Origin of the sequence: Clostridium sp. AF19-22AC (genome assembly GCF_003479085.1) — a bacterium.
In the GTDB taxonomy this organism is placed as follows: Bacteria; Bacillota; Clostridia; order Lachnospirales; family Lachnospiraceae; genus Faecalicatena_A; species Faecalicatena_A orotica.
In genome coordinates this window covers 80,648-97,727 of sequence record NZ_QUGN01000009.1, presented here as the reverse complement: position 1 = coordinate 97,727, position 17,080 = coordinate 80,648, and the positions used below count along the sequence as shown (strand labels likewise).

At 46.0% G+C, this 17,080-nt stretch carries 13 protein-coding genes; 3 read left to right on the top strand and 10 right to left on the bottom strand.

Annotated features, from left to right (window positions below; translation table 11 throughout):
* Nucleotides 1–51: 51 nt before the first annotated feature.
* The 8 genes from rfbC to DWX43_RS12075 all read right to left on the bottom strand — a co-directional run bounded on the left by rfbC (nucleotide 52) and on the right by DWX43_RS12075 (nucleotide 9,788).
* Complete coding sequence (rfbC, locus tag DWX43_RS12105) at nucleotides 52–660, bottom strand: dTDP-4-dehydrorhamnose 3,5-epimerase (RefSeq protein WP_109732748.1); 609 nt, start codon at nucleotides 658–660, stop codon at nucleotides 52–54.
* Between the two features lie 19 nt (nucleotides 661–679).
* Complete coding sequence (gene rfbD / locus DWX43_RS12100) at nucleotides 680–1,567, bottom strand: dTDP-4-dehydrorhamnose reductase (protein WP_118620434.1); 888 nt, start codon at nucleotides 1,565–1,567, stop codon at nucleotides 680–682.
* A gap of 56 nt (nucleotides 1,568–1,623) precedes the next feature.
* Complete coding sequence (rfbB, locus tag DWX43_RS12095; RefSeq protein WP_109732746.1) at nucleotides 1,624–2,643, bottom strand: dTDP-glucose 4,6-dehydratase; 1,020 nt, start codon at nucleotides 2,641–2,643, stop codon at nucleotides 1,624–1,626.
* 84 nt (nucleotides 2,644–2,727) lie between these two features.
* On the bottom strand, nucleotides 2,728–3,624 hold the full coding sequence (rfbA, locus tag DWX43_RS12090; protein ID WP_109732745.1) for a glucose-1-phosphate thymidylyltransferase RfbA: 897 nt from the start codon (nucleotides 3,622–3,624) through the stop codon (nucleotides 2,728–2,730).
* Nucleotides 3,625–3,786: 162 nt separating this feature from the next.
* A complete protein-coding gene (locus DWX43_RS12085) occupies nucleotides 3,787–4,968 on the bottom strand; it encodes a methyltransferase domain-containing protein (protein ID WP_118620433.1) in 1,182 nt (393 codons plus the stop codon).
* A 63-nt stretch (nucleotides 4,969–5,031) separates the two neighbouring features.
* Complete coding sequence (locus DWX43_RS26965) at nucleotides 5,032–5,175, bottom strand: hypothetical protein (protein ID WP_181368790.1); 144 nt, start codon at nucleotides 5,173–5,175, stop codon at nucleotides 5,032–5,034.
* Nucleotides 5,176–5,319: 144 nt separating this feature from the next.
* Entirely contained in the window at nucleotides 5,320–7,608 is a 2,289-nt protein-coding gene (locus tag DWX43_RS12080) for a hypothetical protein (RefSeq protein WP_118620432.1), read from the bottom strand.
* Between the two features lie 68 nt (nucleotides 7,609–7,676).
* Nucleotides 7,677–9,788 (bottom strand): MMPL family transporter, encoded by a 2,112-nt coding sequence (locus tag DWX43_RS12075; RefSeq protein WP_118620431.1) that lies wholly within the window; start codon nucleotides 9,786–9,788, stop codon nucleotides 7,677–7,679.
* 311 nt (nucleotides 9,789–10,099) lie between these two features.
* Between DWX43_RS12075 and DWX43_RS12070 the strand changes: the two genes are divergently transcribed.
* Nucleotides 10,100–10,705, top strand: a complete 606-nt coding sequence (locus DWX43_RS12070; protein WP_118620430.1) for a TetR/AcrR family transcriptional regulator — start codon at nucleotides 10,100–10,102, stop codon at nucleotides 10,703–10,705.
* Between the two features lie 55 nt (nucleotides 10,706–10,760).
* On the opposite strand, the gene DWX43_RS12065 is transcribed toward DWX43_RS12070, so the two are convergent.
* A complete protein-coding gene (locus tag DWX43_RS12065; protein ID WP_118620429.1) occupies nucleotides 10,761–12,365 on the bottom strand; it encodes a response regulator in 1,605 nt (534 codons plus the stop codon).
* 11 nt (nucleotides 12,366–12,376) lie between these two features.
* A complete protein-coding gene (locus DWX43_RS12060; protein WP_118620428.1) occupies nucleotides 12,377–14,107 on the bottom strand; it encodes a sensor histidine kinase in 1,731 nt (576 codons plus the stop codon).
* 210 nt (nucleotides 14,108–14,317) lie between these two features.
* Between DWX43_RS12060 and DWX43_RS12055 the strand changes: the two genes are divergently transcribed.
* Nucleotides 14,318–15,658, top strand: a complete 1,341-nt coding sequence (locus DWX43_RS12055; protein WP_181368789.1) for an FAD-dependent oxidoreductase — start codon at nucleotides 14,318–14,320, stop codon at nucleotides 15,656–15,658.
* Between the two features lie 94 nt (nucleotides 15,659–15,752).
* Entirely contained in the window at nucleotides 15,753–17,042 is a 1,290-nt protein-coding gene (locus tag DWX43_RS12050) for a sugar ABC transporter substrate-binding protein (protein ID WP_109732737.1), read from the top strand.
* Nucleotides 17,043–17,080: the final 38 nt, after the last annotated feature.

The window sequence follows — 17,080 nt, the reverse complement described above, 5'->3', positions numbered from 1 at the left end:
ATGTGATGGTAATAAAACAGGGAGTGTACATCTGTACACTCCCCACTATATTTAAAACTTAAAAGTATTCCGGATCCCATCCCATTTCTGGTCTTTCTCACTTAAGTTCAGCCCGGTCCCGTCTTGCAGACGGTACCCCCCGGCTGAAGCACTGCCGTGGTATTCACCGGTAACCTGAGGCCAGCTGATTCCGATTTCGGGATCATTCCAGGCCAGCCCGCCTTCGTCACCCGGATGATAGAAGTCTGTACATTTATAGCAGAACTCCGCGACATCAGAGAGAACCAGGAATCCGTGTGCAAAGCCTTCCGGAATATAGAACTGTTTCTTATTCTCCTCAGTGAGCTCCACGCCGAACCATTTTCCATAAGTATCGGAACCACTCCGAAGGTCTACGGCAACGTCGAAGACATGGCCTTTGATCACACGGACGAGTTTTCCCTGTGGGAATTCTTTCTGGAAATGGAGCCCGCGCAGTACGCCTTTTGTGGAGCAGGACTGGTTATCCTGAACGAACTGCATGTTCAGCCCGGCCTCTTCCATGTCTTTCTGGTTATAGGTTTCCATGAAATATCCTCTGGCGTCACCGTGGACAGCCGGTTCGATGATACAGAGCCCCTCGATGCCGCCAACATTTTTATCTACTTTTATCTGTCCCATCTTTACCTCCTGATATTTCCTAAAATTCAATTTCTTTCAGATATCTCTGAAGCGCATCCTGCCATGTAGGCAGAAGAGTAAATCCATTTTCGGTCAGCTTGCTTTTGTCGAGCCTGCTGTTGAAAGGCCGTTTCGCTTTTGAAGCGCCGTACTCCTCGGTTGTGACAGGGATCACATGAAGCCGGTCAGCAGAATACTCCGGACGTCCCATTGCGGCAGCCTGGCGGAAGATTTCTGTCGTAAAATCATACCAGCTGATATACCCGCCTTCGTTTGTTGCATGATAATATCCATATTTATCTGTTTCAATCATGTCGACAAGCAGTTTTGCCAGATCATAAGTATAAGTAGGAGTTCCGATCTGGTCGCTTACGACCTTGATTGTATCGTGTGTTTTTCCGAGACTTAGCATTGTCTTAATGAAGTTTTTGCCGTTCTTGCCAAATACCCATGCAATGCGTACGATATAATATTTTTCCAGTGTCTCTGAAACAGCGAGTTCACCGGCAAGCTTTGTTTCGCCGTAAACACTTAAGGGTTTATAATCCCGGCAGTCCGGCTTCCAGGGGGCAGTGCCCTGGCCGTTAAACACATAGTCGGTAGACAGATACAGCATTTTGCAGTCCAGCTCTTTGCAGACTTTTGCGATATTCTCTGTCCCAACAGCGTTAACAAGACGTACCTTTTCACGGTTTTCTTCATCCTCGGCCGCATCGACAGCGGTCCACGCTGCACAGTGGATCACAGCATCGGGAGCTGTTTCTGTAACAACTCTGTTAACCGAAGCGGCGTCCGTAATATCCATTTCTTCAATATCTACACCGACAGCCTCATGGCCGCGTTTTGTCAGTTCATTGACGCAGTCAAAGCCAAGCTGTCCCTTTACACCTGTTACTAAAACTTTCATATGTCCACTCCATTTCTAAGGGGGAACCTTTCACCCTTTTGCTGCATTTCAGAGTTCTAGCGGTTTCCATACATTTTTTCATAATAGTTCTGATATTCGCCTGAAATGATGTTTTCCCACCATTCCTTGTTTTCCAGATACCATTTGATTGTCTTTTTGATGCCGTCGGCAAACTTTGTTTCCGGCAGCCAGCCAAGCTCATTGTGGATCTTGGTCGGATCGATGGCATAGCGCATATCATGGCCTTTACGGTCTGTCACATAGGTAATCAGGCTTTCTGGTTTGCCAAGTTCTTTACAGATAATCTTAACGATATCGATGTTCTTCATCTCGTTATGTCCGCCGATATTATAAACCTCGCCGACACGCCCTTTGTGGATGATCAGGTCGATGGCCTTGCAGTGGTCCTCAACATACAGCCAGTCACGTACATTTTCACCTTTGCCGTAAACCGGGAGCGGTTTATCATTTAACGCATTTGCAATCATAAGCGGGATCAGTTTTTCCGGGAAATGATACGGTCCGTAGTTGTTCGAGCAGCGGCTGATTGTTACAGGCAGGCCGTAAGTGCGGTGGTAAGCCATAACGAGCAGGTCCGCTCCCGCCTTGGATGAGCTGTACGGGGAGCTTGTGTGGATTGGGGTTTCTTCTGTAAAGAATAAATCCGGCCTATCCAGTGGGAGGTCACCATATACTTCATCCGTAGATACCTGGTGGTAACGTGTGATTCCATATTTCCTGCAGGCATCCATAAGTACGGCAGTTCCTTTGATGTTGGTATCCAGAAATACTTCCGGGTCTTCGATAGAACGGTCGACATGGCTTTCCGCCGCAAAGTTTACAACGATGTCAGGATGTTCCTCTTCAAACAGTTTGTAAACGGCCTCGCGGTCTGTGATGCTTTCTTTGACAAAACGGAAATTTGGATTGTCCATGACAGGTGCGAGAGTAGTAAGGTTGCCTGCATAAGTCAGGCTGTCCAGACAGATGATGCGGTAATCCGGATATTTGCCCAGCATATGGAAAATAAAGTTGCTTCCGATAAATCCGGCCCCGCCGGTCACGATAATATTCATTGTTTGATTCTCCTTAATAGTATATTCTTAACAAATGAGATTTAGTGCAGCTGTTCACACCGAAAAGGGTGTCCACAGTTACGGTTAATGTAAAATGTCCAGATACTTTCCGTCAAGGACATCTTTCAGGTACTGGCCGTACTGGTTTTTCTTCAGTACTTCGTAAACCTTCAGTACGTCTTCTTTGGTGATCCAGCCGTTGAGATATGCAATCTCTTCCAGGCAGGCGATTTTACGGTGCTGGTGGGACTCCACTGTTTTTACAAAATTAGTAGCCTCCACAAGGCTTTCGTGTGTACCGGTATCCAGCCATGTGAATCCCTGTCCGAGCAGCTCTACGTTTAAGCTGCCGCTTTCCAGATAAATGCGGTTCAGGTCTGTAATCTCCAGCTCCCCGCGCGGGCTTGGCTTTAAGTTTCTGGCATAATCGACAACTTTGTTATCGTAGAAATACAGCCCGGTGACACAGTAATTGCTTTTTGGTACGGCTGGTTTTTCTTCTATAGAAATAGCTTTCCCTTCTTCGTTGAATTCTACGATGCCGAAACGTTCCGGGTCATCGACATAATAACCGAAAACGGTCGCCCCCCTGCCGGATTCTGCGTTTTCGACGGCAGCCTTCAGACGCTTGCGAAGACCATGTCCTGCGAAAATATTATCGCCGAGGACCATTGCAACGGTATCATTGCCGATAAATTCTTCTCCGATGATGAATGCCTGGGCAAGTCCGTCAGGGCTCGGCTGAACCGCATAAGTAAGGTCTACGCCGAACTGGTGTCCGTCGCCTAACAATTCCTGAAAACGGGGCGTATCCTGCGGGGTGGAAATAATTAAAATATCGCGGATGCCTGCGTTCATGAGAACTGACATTGGATAATAGATCATAGGTTTATCATAAATCGGCAGTAATTGTTTGGATGTAACCATTGTTAGAGGATAGAGGCGTGTGCCGGAACCTCCTGCTAAAATAATTCCCTTCATGTGAAATCTCCTTTATCTTCCGTGCAGCATTGCCCGCACGTGGTTAATAAGTATCAAAGATAAGTCAATCCTTGTCAGCCATAATCGTATTATAAAAGGTGACCTTAGGTCACCTTCAAGCCTTTTTATAAAGTTTTTACAAATTCTTTTAAACCGGCAAATCTAAAGCGTGCAGATAAATACCCCGGCTTCCTTTGTAATATGGAATCCGCCGGTGGTTTTCCTCTTCACATAAGAGCGGAACTCCTTATAATGGTCCAGAATATACTGGTTCTGGTTGCCGTGGCAGGAGAGGATGTAGGAAATTAGCGGCTCTGGTTCCGGTATGACGAGGGAATCCTCATATAGCAGCCATTCAATCTGTGAGAAATATGGTTTCAGTATACCGGTGCCATTTTCGCGGCCGAATTTGTTATACAGCTTATCGGCTGACAATACAATCCGTTCATCAAAGCCTTCCACCAGACGGCTGACTTCTGCCATATGGCGCCTGCTGTAGGCACTGCAGAGGAAACGCCCGCCCGGTTTTAGGATACGCTGTACTTCCCTGCATACCTGGGGAATATCTTCGCAATAGAAGAGAACGTGGTTTGCGATGATCAAGTCCATACTGTTGTCCCCACATGGGATATGGCTGCAGTCAAAAACCTGGAAAGAGAAGCGTTTGTCATACGCTCCGATGGCACGCCTTGCGTCACGCAGCATCCCCTCGGAAATATCGGAAAGCAGGATTGTGGCTGACTTTGGAATCGAATCCAGATTGTCCTTCCAGAGTGTACCGTCACCGCATCCGATTTCCAGTATATGCATCCCGTCTTCGATCCTGCATTGTTCGTAAATCCACGGGAACCACCCCTGGGGATTCTGGGAGTACAAGTTATGGAGATTGATTCTGGCGGAGATGTTTGATGCATTCTGGTACTGGTTTTTCAGACTGTTTTCCATCCCGGTCAGATGGATCAGGTTCAGCATCTGGCTCCAGTCAATGTGGTGTTCCTTCTGAATGGCGCTTGCGGTATCCTGGATTGCTTTTTCTACCAGCTGCATCTGTTCGATTCTGTCCTGCACCAGTTTTAGTTGGATGTTCAGGGAATTCAGCATGAAATGGTAGTCGGAATCATCAATTGTCATTTCGCGGATGTCATCCAGAGAAAAACCAAGGTATTTCAGAAGCAGGATCTGCTGCAGACGGGCAAAATCTTCATCTGTATAAAAGCGTGCGCCTGCCTCGCTGACATAGGATGGCTTCAGGATATCCTGTTTATCGTAATAGCGGATTGTGCGCAGTGTAACATGGGCCATGCGCGCAAATTCGCCGGAAGAATAGTAACCTTTTTTTTTCATTGCATATTTCCTTTCATAATAAGGATATTATAAAGGGAAAAGATTGGTGAGGCAATGGATAAATCAAAATCCGGTATGGCGGCGCAGAAATTTTTCCTGCTGTTCGTCATCGATCATTCGGTCATATGGTGTACTGCAGTGCAGGATGCAGAATAAGACAAATGTAATCAGGCAGAATAATAAAAAACAAAATATAAAATAAAACATACAGCCCCTCCCTATGATATTCGTATATATCATATTATATGCAGAGATACGTGCGAATAATCAGGTTTGGGGATTTTATTCACGCGGACAGCGGGCCAAAGCCGGGTAAGTCTGACTTTGGCCCGCTGTCCGCGGCGTATTTGACTATTTATTTGTAACAAAAACGAATTTAACTTCTCCGTCCATGTGATCGGAGATGCCTGAGAAATTCTTGTAGCTTCTGGAAGCGTCTGCCATATCGTTCAGCTTATCCAGAAGTCCCTGAATATCGCCGTCGAATGCGCTTACCAATTTTTTGATTCCCTCTTCGTTGAATTGGATCATGCCGTCATTTAATGTCTTAGCCCCTTCATCAAGCTGTTTCACACCGTCGATTAAGGCGCCGGAACCGGACTGGAGTGTCTGGATACCGGAAGAAAGTGTGCCTGCACCGGTGTTTAGTTCCCCGGCACCGGCGGATAACTGGGAAGCACCGGCGGAAACACTCTGTGCACCGGCGTTGGCTTCTGCCATTTTCTCGTTTAATGTTCCAGCACCTGAGTCAACCTGTGAGGCGCCGGCGGAAAGCTGCTTCAGCCCGCTTGCGAGGCCGTTGTCACCATCAATTCCGGCGCGGAGGGCGGCAGTTCCGTCCTTAAGTGTTTCCACTCCGGAATTTACCTGCGTAATCAGGCCGGATGTGGGATCGGTGATGCTGGCATTCAGTTTAGCGGTTCCGTCAGCAAGGTCGGAGGCACCCTGGCTGAGCTGCGGGGTGGAGGCCGCGAGTTCGTTTATGATCTGGCTGGTGCTTCCGGCACCATAGGCAACATTATTTGCACCTTCGGCGAGTCCGGCGGCCAGTTCAGCCTGCTGGCCTAAAGTCCCGGCAGCACTTTGGATGTTAGACATGTCATTACTCAGGACGGTAATAGCATTACTAATTGCAGTCTTCTGATCTTCTGAGAGTGAAGTGCCCGCATCCAGAAGGGTCCGAAGTGTTCCAATGGCTTCGCCTGTATTAGTGGCAGCTGATACAGTTGCGTCAGTAACTGCCGTGACGGTCTGACTGATACCGCCAGCCGCCGTTGCGATTTCCTGTGCTCCGTCTGCCGTGCCTGCGGCAATGGCAGTAAGGCTTTGGCCGCCTGTTTGATCGGTGCCGGAATTGATTACCTGATTTAGATAAGCGGCGCCGTCCCTGAGGTTTGCGGCCCCGGCATCCAGTGTCTGTACCCCGCTAGTGAGTTCGGAAAGCCCGCTTCCCAGCTGCTTCTGCATCTGTGCAACGCCGTCATCGAGCTGGATGATACCCGGAAGGAGACGGCCGGCAGTCTGGTCGGCAGCAGAGGCAAGCCCGGCATTTAAGGCCTGGGTGCCTTCTTTCAGTGTTCCGGTTCCGGAAAGCAGCTGGTTCGTTCCGTCTGCCAGAATACTGCTCCCGTCTGAGAGGGCATTGCTCCCGTCCAGAAGTGACGCGGTCCCGTTTTTCAACGTGGTGCCGCCATCTGAAAGCTGGCTGATTCCATCTGTGAGCGTTCCGGAAGAGGACAAGAGTGTATCCAGTCCCTTCCTGAGTTCTCCGGAACCGTCGACTAACTGGTTGGCAGAGTCCTGAAGCTTATTCATGGAACTTTTCAGGTCAGAAAGAGAATCAAGTTTATCCATATCCAACTCATTGAAGATCTCGTTCGTGGCAATGGTGATTCCTTCTGCTGCTTCATAGTCAGTTACATCAGCCTCCAGTTCGAAGTAATCCGGGATATCCAGATCACTTACACCAAGGCTGGATTCCAGTTCTGGAAGCCCCATGCCGAGCACCATGTCCCTGTCCCCGTCGGAAACCAGCCTGCCGTTTGTGACTTTAGTATTTGTAAATTTATCGCCGTCGAGGATCAGTCCTGTGATCATAAGGAAAGGAGTATAGTCTTTCCCGGAAGTTCCGGTCGTATTTTCATACTGATAGCGCATAACAAGGTGGCCGCTTTTACCTTCCAGATCTCCGGCACTGATATTTTTCCCGTCCAGCTTGTAAGTGATTTTTACACCAACGGGAAGATTTTGGCTTGTGGTGCCCTGATAGCAGATGTCTTTGCTGTCGCCGGTCCAGGTTATGGCATTGCTTTTCTGGGAAAATGTCTCATCCCCCTTAACATTTTCTATGTTTTCCAGAGTAGACACATCCTTGATTTCCTTTTCATCCGTGATGTTTTTCAGCTGGTCAGATACAGTGACTGAAGTTACGGTGCCGCTGCCGTCAATTTTCGCATAAACAGTTTCATCCTTTATAGGTTTCACGTCGGAAGAGGCGTTTTCCTGTGTCCGGGCGGCTGCCTCTGTAGTTACCGTGTTTTCTTTGGCGCAAACGGTAGAAGGAACACCGGCCAGTGTGCCGGTCACCATTGTCATTGCCAGTATAATTGCAACGAGTGTTTTATATTCTCTGTTTTTCATATCAGTTAACCTCCTGTTATAGATACCTTGTTTTTAGACTTTGTGGAAAATCCATCCGGTAAAATTATTTAAGCGTTTGCACAGGCTTCATCGGAAGCCTTCTCTTTTTTCTTCAGGCATGCCCTCATATCTTTTGTGGTCGCACAGATCACCCTGTCAAATACCATCAGCATAGACGGCAGGATAAAGATAACTGTGAACATACTGATGACTGCACCGCGTGCCATTAACGTACAGAGCGCGGAGATCATATCGATATCGGAATAGAGTCCGACACCGAATGTGGCGGCAAAGAATCCGAGTGCGGAAACGATGACCGAACTGACAGAAGCGGAGAGGGCGATTCGTATGGATTCTTTTTTCTCTTTTCCTTTGCACCGCTCTTTTTTATACCGGGTCGTCATCAGGATTGCATAGTCGACGGTAGCCCCCAGCTGGATCGTTCCGATGACGATAGATGCAATAAATGGCATCTTTGTGCCCGTAAAATACGGGATTCCCAGATTGATGAAGATCGCAAACTCGATGACCGCCACAAGAATGACCGGCAGTGAGATGGACTTAAATACAAGTGCAATAATAATGAAAATGGCGATGATGGAGATTGCACTTACAACCTTGAAGTCCTTATCCGTAATCGTGATCAGGTCTTTGGTACACGGAGCCTCCCCGATCAGCATGGCGGAGGAGTCATATTTCTTTACAATACTATTCAGCTGCGTGCACTGCCGGTTCACCTCGTCGGTTGCAACCTTATATTCCGACTGTACGAGGATCAACTGCCAGTCTCCGGCTTTTAATGTATCGGTCAGCTCATCCGGGACCACATCCCGTGGGATGGCCGAACCTAAGAGGCTGTCGAGGCCGAGTGCAAACTTTACACCTTTTACATCGGACATCTCATTTAACATTGCCTTCGCCTCTTTTGGCTTCAGGTCTGCGTTTGCTAGTACCATGTGCGTTGCATTCATGTCAAATTCATCGGACAGTTTATCATTTGCCTTGATGCTCTCCAGGTATTTCGGGAGTGTGGCGTCCAGATTATAATAAACCTCTGCCTTGGTATATCCCCATAAAGCAGGTACGAGCAGCACAATAAACGCAAGAACAAAGACTTTAAAGTGTTTCGTAATAAACTTTGCCGGTTTTTCCATAGGAGGTATCAGAGAACGGTGTGTCGTTTTCTGAATTGCCTTGTCAAATATGAGTATAAATGATGGCAGTATTGTAACGCAGCAGATGACGCCAAATACAACACCTTTCGCCATAACGATTCCGAGGTCTTTGCCGAGCGTAAAGCTCATGAAGCAAAGGGCGATGAAACCGGCGACCGTAGTCACGGAGCTTCCAATGACGGAAGCAAAGGTGTTGGAAATGGCATGAGCCATTGCACGTTCCTTATCGCCCGGGAATCGCTGCTGGTTCTCCTGATAACTGTGCCACAGGAAGATGGAGTAGTCCATCGTGACTCCCAGCTGCAGGACCGCGCTTAATGCCTTGGTAATGTAGGATATTTCGCCGAGGAAATAATTACTACCCATATTATAGAGAATCGCCATTCCAATACTCAGCATAAAGAACAAAGGAAGTATCCAGCAGTCCATGAATAGAGAAAGGACGATACAGCTTAAAACAACAGCGATCAATACGTAGATCGGGGTCTCTTTCTCGGAGAGCTGTTTGATATCAGTTACAACAGCCGACATGCTGCTCAGATAACACTGCTTATTCGTAATGCTCCGTATTTCTGTAATGGCGTCCATTGTTTTATCGGCCGAAGTCGTATCATCAAAGAAGATCGCCATAAGTGTCGCATTATCTGTTTTGAATACATCCTTCAGCTTATCCGGCAGAACATCGATCGGCAGCGAAGTGTCAGCGATAGAATCGTACCAGATCACATCCGCAACTCCGTCGACCCCCTCGATCTTTTCCTTGACTGCGGCCGTATCCTTTGTGCTCATACCTTCCACAACTTCCATTGCAAAGGCGCCTTTGCCGAAATCATCCATTAAAATGTTCTGCCCTTTCATCGTATCAATATTATCGGGCAGATAATAAAGAATGTCGTAATTGACCCTGGTTTTTAAGAATCCCAGTGCCGAAGGTATCAGAAGTAAAACGCCGAGTATCAGGATGACTACCCGATACTTCACAATTTTTTTACCTACCTTGACCATGTGTAATGCCTCCCTTTTTAAATTAGTGATTCTGCATACTTAACTGTGAAATAAAAACTCATAAATCACATCTTCTAAATGTTTATGACTAACAGTCATTTTTTAAGACTAAAAGTAATATACTGCAAAAATGACCAAAAGTCAATAATTTTAATGCAAAAAGTTGACTTTTGGTCATTTTGAAATTATAATTAAAAAATAAGGTGTATTATCCCGCCGGAATACTGTATAATAGTGTTTGCTCAGAACAATAAACACATAGCAGCGAAAGATGCGTCGAGAGAGTACACAACGAAAGAGTGGGAAAAACTATGGGAAAAGTTGACGAAAACAAACAACAGAAATTAGAGTCCTTGTTCAAAAGTGCATATGACCTCTTCCTGACACAGGGAATCTCCAAAACATCCATCCACGATATCGTTCAGAAAGCAGGCGTGGCAAAAGGAACCTTTTATCTATACTTCAAAGACAAATATGAGATACGGGACAGGCTCATTGCCAAGACCGCCGAAAAACTATTCATGGCGGCAAACAATGCACTTGAACAGGCCCGGATACCAGAATTTGAAGACAAAATCATCTTCATTGTAGATTATGTCCTGGACGAGATGGTAAAAAGCAAAGCCGTCCTGAAATTCGTATCAAAGAACCTGAGCTGGGGAATCTTCCGGCAGGCAATCACAAAGAACGATACAGAAACAGACATGGACGTAATGGGATTTTTCAAAAAAATGGTAAAAGAAAATCCCGAAGTTAAATTAAAAGCACCGGAAACCATGCTGTTTCTCATCATAGAACTGGCAAGCTCGACCTCCTACAGCACAATATTGGAGAACGATCCGATCAGCTATGAGGAACTAAAACCATATTTAAACGAAAGCATAAGAGCCATCATACGAAATCATATTATAGAATAAGAACGTTTTGGTACACCACTAAACTCAATTGGGGACGTAGTATAATTGAAAAAGTCTACGTCCCCAACTTAATGAATTCTCTGTACTGGCCGGGGGTGTATCCGGTCTTTTTCCGGAATAGCTGGCTGAAATAGCGGGAGTCTGTATACCCGACATTTGCCGCCACTTCGTATATTTTCAGATTGATATCCTGCAGGTATTTCTTCGCAGCCTCTATTCTCACATCGATAATATATTCTTTTATTGAGGTTTTTTCCATATTTTTAAATAGTGTACTGAGATAGCAGGCCGATAATCCGATATCGTAAGCGATCGATTCTAAGGAAATGTCGTGAGCATAATTTTCCTGAATGCAGGCTTTTGCTTTGTCGATCAGTTTGCGGCTTTTGTTCGTGCGCAGCAGTTCGATTTCTTTTATTGACCGTACAATATAGTTGTTGAGTATCTCCTTGATCTCTTCTAAATTCGCAGCCCCCTTTATTTCTGCAATAACTTCCTGTGACGGGGCCTTCTCGAAATCGAATTCCTGGTCCAGTGCATTGGAAAGATAGTAGTATAGCTCCAGAAATTTGTTTGTTGCGAGGTTTCGATCGCCGTGCAGCTGCAGTACATTGAGATAGTAGATATTGAGGTACTGTCCGGCGTTCCGGGGGTCGCAGAGCTTTAAATGCTTCAGAAGATCTTCCTGTATGTATTTAAAGTTTGGAAGGACCTCACCTGTATTCCTCAGTTCTACATCTGTGATGCAGATGATCTCATTGAAACCGATATAAAAGGAGTACTTACTGGCTGCTATGGCGTCTTTTACGGACTGGCGCAGATACGCAATATTATGAACAACAGTGGACAGCCCGATGGAGAATTGCTGCTGATAGTTAAAGTCTAAATACTGGCGGATGCGTTCTGCGAGGTGACAGCATCTGTTGTGCATATCTTCGTTATTTGTTCCTGCAGAAGATAAAATAAGTGTAATCGAGTTTGTGTCATAAAAATAAATTGTCTTAAAATAGTCCCCGATAAATAGTGTAATCGTCTGGGCAAGTCTCGAGACGTTCATGAAATCTTTTTCGATTTCCGCGGCATCACTATCCTGTGCAAAGGAGACATAGAGAGACTGGTAAGACTCGTTGAGAATATCGATGTTAAACAGGCGGAATGTAGAATCTATGATGTCCAGATGATCCATATTCTCACGTATGATCTTGAAAAACCACTCCTGCATTAAGGGCAGGCATTCTCTTAGCTGCTCTTTCAGCATAAAATCTTTTGTCTCTTCTTCCTTTTCTGCTTCTAAAAGTGCATTCACCCGGGCCAGCTGGTCATAAAGGTCCTTCTCATGGATTGGCTTCAGCAGGTAGTTAAATACATTATAGCGCAGCGCCTTCTGAGCATAGGCAAAATCATCGAACCCAGAGAGGATGATGATTTTTGTGTGAGGCATCGTCACACTTAAAGTATCACACAGATCCAGACCGTTTGAGGTTCCCATGCGGATGTCTGTGATCACCAGATTGGGGTGTGTTTCCCGGATGATGGTAAGTGCCTGTTCGCAGCTGTTTGCCGTCCCGACGATTTTGTGCGGGATGTCAAAAGATGATATGATTTTAATTAAATGGTGGATAATAAGCTGTTCGTCATCCACTAAAACAATATTCAACATGATTTTCCCTCCTATAAAACTTCTTTATCAATGCGTATGTTTGCGGTGACGCCACCGTCATCATTCTCTTCATAAGAAAGGCCGGCGTGGTCACCGTAACAATTAGCCAGACGCTGGTAAACGTTTTGAATGCAGTAAAAATTCACATTGTCCTCTTTGTAGAGCGTTCTCTGGCGGACCAGATAGTTCAGCATCTCAATATCACTTCCCCATCCATTGTCGGAAACGGAAAGATACAGACAACTATCCGTTTCCTTTACGGTAATGGTAACCTCACCGATTTCTTCCATATCCTTAAAACCATGTACAATGCTGTTTTCTACGAGCGGCTGCAGGATGAGTTTGATGATTCTGTAGTCAGGCAGCGGGGAAGGCAGGTCAAGGTGCAGGCGGATTCTGTTGGCATACCGCAGTTTTTGAATTTCTACATAAGAGCTGACCTGTTCAATCTCCTTTTCCAGTGTAATGTAGTTATTGCCGTTATTCAGGCTGCTGCGCAGGAATTTGCCGAGGCCGGTAACCATCATAGCCGCATGGCAGTTGTCATCGGTGGCAATTAAAGCACTGATTGACTCCAGCGTATTGTAAATGAAATGCGGATTCATCTGGGACTGCAGCGCCGCCATCTCGGCCTGTTTGAACTTGAGCAGTGTCTCTTCCCTGGACTTTATCAATTCTTCATTCTTTTCAAGCATGCCGTTATAAGTATCATACAGTTGGTTGACCTCGATGCAGTTGTGCATGTTCCGGCTGTCTGCGGGTTCCATTTTCTGCATATACAGGCAGAGCCGGTGTACCGGCTGCGAAATTTTACGGCTGCTTTTCCGGGACAGAAACGCAGCTAATATTAGTGTAAAAGAAAAAACAAGCCCGATCAGCAGGAGGTTTTGGAGAGTATTGCGGTAAAGTTCCCAGAAGCTTGTGACTCCGATTACTTCCCATCCGTCTGTTATGATTGGAAACTCAACGAGCAGGTGCGTCATGGAAAGCCTGTCTTTCTTATCAGGAAGACTGTCGCTGAGAAATTCAGGGATTTCCGCATAGGGATGGAGCAGTAGTCCGTCAGCGTCAATTAGTGCGTATCCTTTATCTCCGAAGGAGATCGATCCGAGATGCCGGATCAGCTTTTCGATCGTGACGTTTGCCTTAATCACTCCGAGCTGCCGGGATACATTGTTAACATCATAAAAGATCCGTGCTGCACACAGTGTCGGTTTCTTAAATGTATCCATATCAACGAACCAGTACGTGTGCCCCTTTGCCTTCAAGGTGTTCTGAAACCATTCTGAGGAGGAAGCACTTTCGGCAGAAAAAAGCGCATTGCTATATTGGGAAGCACCTGAAAAAGTTGGAAGGAATTTGTCTGGTTCATAGACGAAGATCTGCACAGAGTCCAGATTCTTCTTAAATAAATCAACAGAGAACAGCGTTTCGTTAATCTTTGTCAGCAGGGAAGCGCTCGGGTGTTCATTCAGGTCTTTGATTTTATTCTGCAGTTCGGAGTTGGCATGTGTCAGTGTCAGATAGTCTTCAATCATCTGTGTATGGTTATTGATGTTAATCTGTGCTTGCTTCAGCGATTCGTACATGTTTTGCTTCTCGTTAGCAAGCGTGTTTGCTGCATCAATGACGGCACTGAATATACTGATCAGCAGGGCGGCAGTAATAATCAGATACATATAATTGCGGAATAGTATTTTTTCAAATCCTTTTTCGATTGATTTTTTGCCGAAGAACTTCATAAACCTCTCCCTCCTGATCCTGCAAAGTTATCTATGTTTGAATTATACCTTTTTCTAACGACGAAAGAAAGCGTTTGAAGAAAGTCGAAAGAAAACAAACAAAATAGAAAGTTTACCGTATTTTATTCTAAATGAAATTAAACTATGATTCTATTATACCCTTCAGGGAAAGTCATCCGGATGACAGAAAATAGGAAAAGAGGTTGTGATATGTACCGTCAAAAATATGATGTAATTGTTGCAGGCGGAGGCACTGCCGGGATAGCGGCGGCTCTTTCAGCGGCAAGGTCAGGGGCACATGTACTGCTCATCGAAAAAAATGCGTATGCCGGAGGGACAGCCGCGTCAGGACTTCCGTTCGTAGATTTTTTTAACAGGAACGGCAGGCAGGTTGTGGCGGGCGTTGCCGAAGAACTAATGAACCGGCTCTTTCAGGAGAAAGCGTCACTGGGGCATATACGTACAAGCGGCGGGCATCTGAATTCTGTGACGATGATTGATCCGGAGTGGGTAAAAATCATTGCTGAGGAGATGCTTTTGGAGAGCGGCTGTGATATCCTCTACCATACATTTGTATGTGCCGCTGAAGTAGAAGGAAATTGTCTGAAAAGTATCGTGGCTGCCAATAAAAATGGTTTGACAGAATTTCATGCGGGCTGCTTCATCGATACAACGGGGGACGGTGACCTGGCGAAGTTTGCAGGGGCAAAATACCATCAGGGCAGGGAAAGTGACGGATTGTGCCAGGCGATGAGCCTGTTGTTCAAACTGGGAGATGTGGATGTAGAACGGGCGACGGCGCTGTTTTCTGAGAATCCGATTAAGGCATGCCCGGTCGGCGGCGACCATGAGTATAATCTACACATCAGTGGAAAATTAACAAATTGGAATGATATCATCCTGAAAGAGGAGATTTTCCCGCATCCGGACCATAATATCTGGGCGGGAACAATGAGGGAAAATGAGCTCACCTACGTGAATACGATTCGGGTAAGTGAAAAAAACGGGGCTGATGCGTACGAACTTTCCGAGGCAGAAATAGAAGGAAGAAGACAGCTAAAGAAAGTAATCCGTTTCTTAAATAAACATGTCCCGGGTATGGAAAAGGCGCATATTACAAGCATTCAGAACGGAATCGGCATAAGGGAGACAAGACGGATCGACGGGGAATATGTTCTGACAGGACAGGATATTATAGAGGGCAGGAGATTTGAAGACTGCATTGCACGAAACGGCTACTGTATTGATATACATGATCCGAAAGGACAGGGGTGGGGCGTATCGCGCATACAGAGTGAAGAGCAGAGCTACGATATCCCGTACCGCTGTATCGTTCCAGAGAGGATCGATCATCTGCTTGTAGCCGGAAGATGCATTTCCACAACAGCTGAAGCATTAGCATCTACAAGGATCATGCCGTCCTGCATGGCGCTCGGACAGGCAGCAGGAACAGCGGCAGCAATGGCGGCAGAGCAGGGACAGGTACCGAGAAATCTCGATATCAAACATTTACAGGCAGTGTTAAAGAAGGATGGGGCTGTGATAGAGTAACCAAAAAACATGACTGGGCATTCCCGGATAATCCGCAGCACTAGGATGAAAGGGGGCCCGGAGTATTTACAAACAGGAAAAGAGGAGAAAGTGAATGAAAAAGAAAATATTGAGTCTGGTATTATGTGCGGCATTAGCGTTCGGTATGACAGCATGTGGTTCATCTGAAAAAGAAAAAAAGAGCGATTCTTCTGCGGAAGAAGTCGTGCTGGAATTTCCAAGCTGGCAGGCTACAGAGCCGGGATTTCAGGAATTTTGGGAAGAAGCGGTGGCGGAGTTTGAAAAAAGACATGAAAATGTAAAGATTAATTTATACCAGGTGCCGTTTGACAGTTATGTAGACACACTTACGACACTGTATGCGGCAGGCACTGCACCGCAGATTACACATATCCCTTCCCGTTATTTTGCACAGTTTTCGGATATGGGCTGGTTTGAACCGCTGAGTGACAGACTAAAGGAAACGGACATACTGACCAACTGGAGCAGTCTTCAGGACGGACTTCAGGCGGATGGGGAATATTATGGGGTACTTCTGCTCGGAAACGGCTACTCTATGTACTATAACAAAGCGATGTTCGACGAAGCAGGAATTGAGATCCCGACTGACATCGACTCATTTATGGAGGCGGCAAAAACGCTGACCAAAGATGAAGATGGCGACGGGGACCCGGAGGTATATGGATTTGGTGCATGCCAGGTTACGGATACAAATTTTTATAACGAGGCAACTTCTTTTGTCGTAGGTATGGGCGGAAAATGGTCGGAAGACGGTGACCTTTCTCCTATGACCTCAGATCCTACAAAAAAGGCCCTGAAATTATACCAGTCTTTATTCCAAAACAATTATACTCCGGTAGGCCTTTCCGTGGAACAGAAACGCCAGTACTTTGTAGAGGGCAAAATGGCGATGATCTTTGACGGACCCTGGGTTGCATCCCTGATTGACAGCGCCTCCGATGAAATCAAGCCGAACCTTCTTGTATCCACGATTCCGTTTGAAAATGTTCCGGGTTCTGTAAGCAATAGCCTTCATATCCCGGCGACAATCAGCGACGAGGAGAAGGAACTTGTATGGGAATTTATCCAGATGGTTGCAGAAGATGACTTCCAGAAACTGTATATGGAAAAAGTGGGTTCCCCGTCTCCAAGCAAAACGGCAATTGACGATGAGATACTAAAAGAAAACCCGTTCCTTGGACAGTTTGTAGAGGATGCAGAAAAAGCGCAGGAAATCCTTCCTTCCGGTTATGAAAAAGACTATGGCGAATTTACACAGTATATCATCGATGGTGTGATGACGATGGTGACAGACCCTTACGCAGATGTCGACAAAACATTAGATGATATGAAGACAAAGATTACAAATGAATTGGGAGAGTAGAACAAGGGGCTGCCTGAAATGGCAGCCCGGATTTTTAA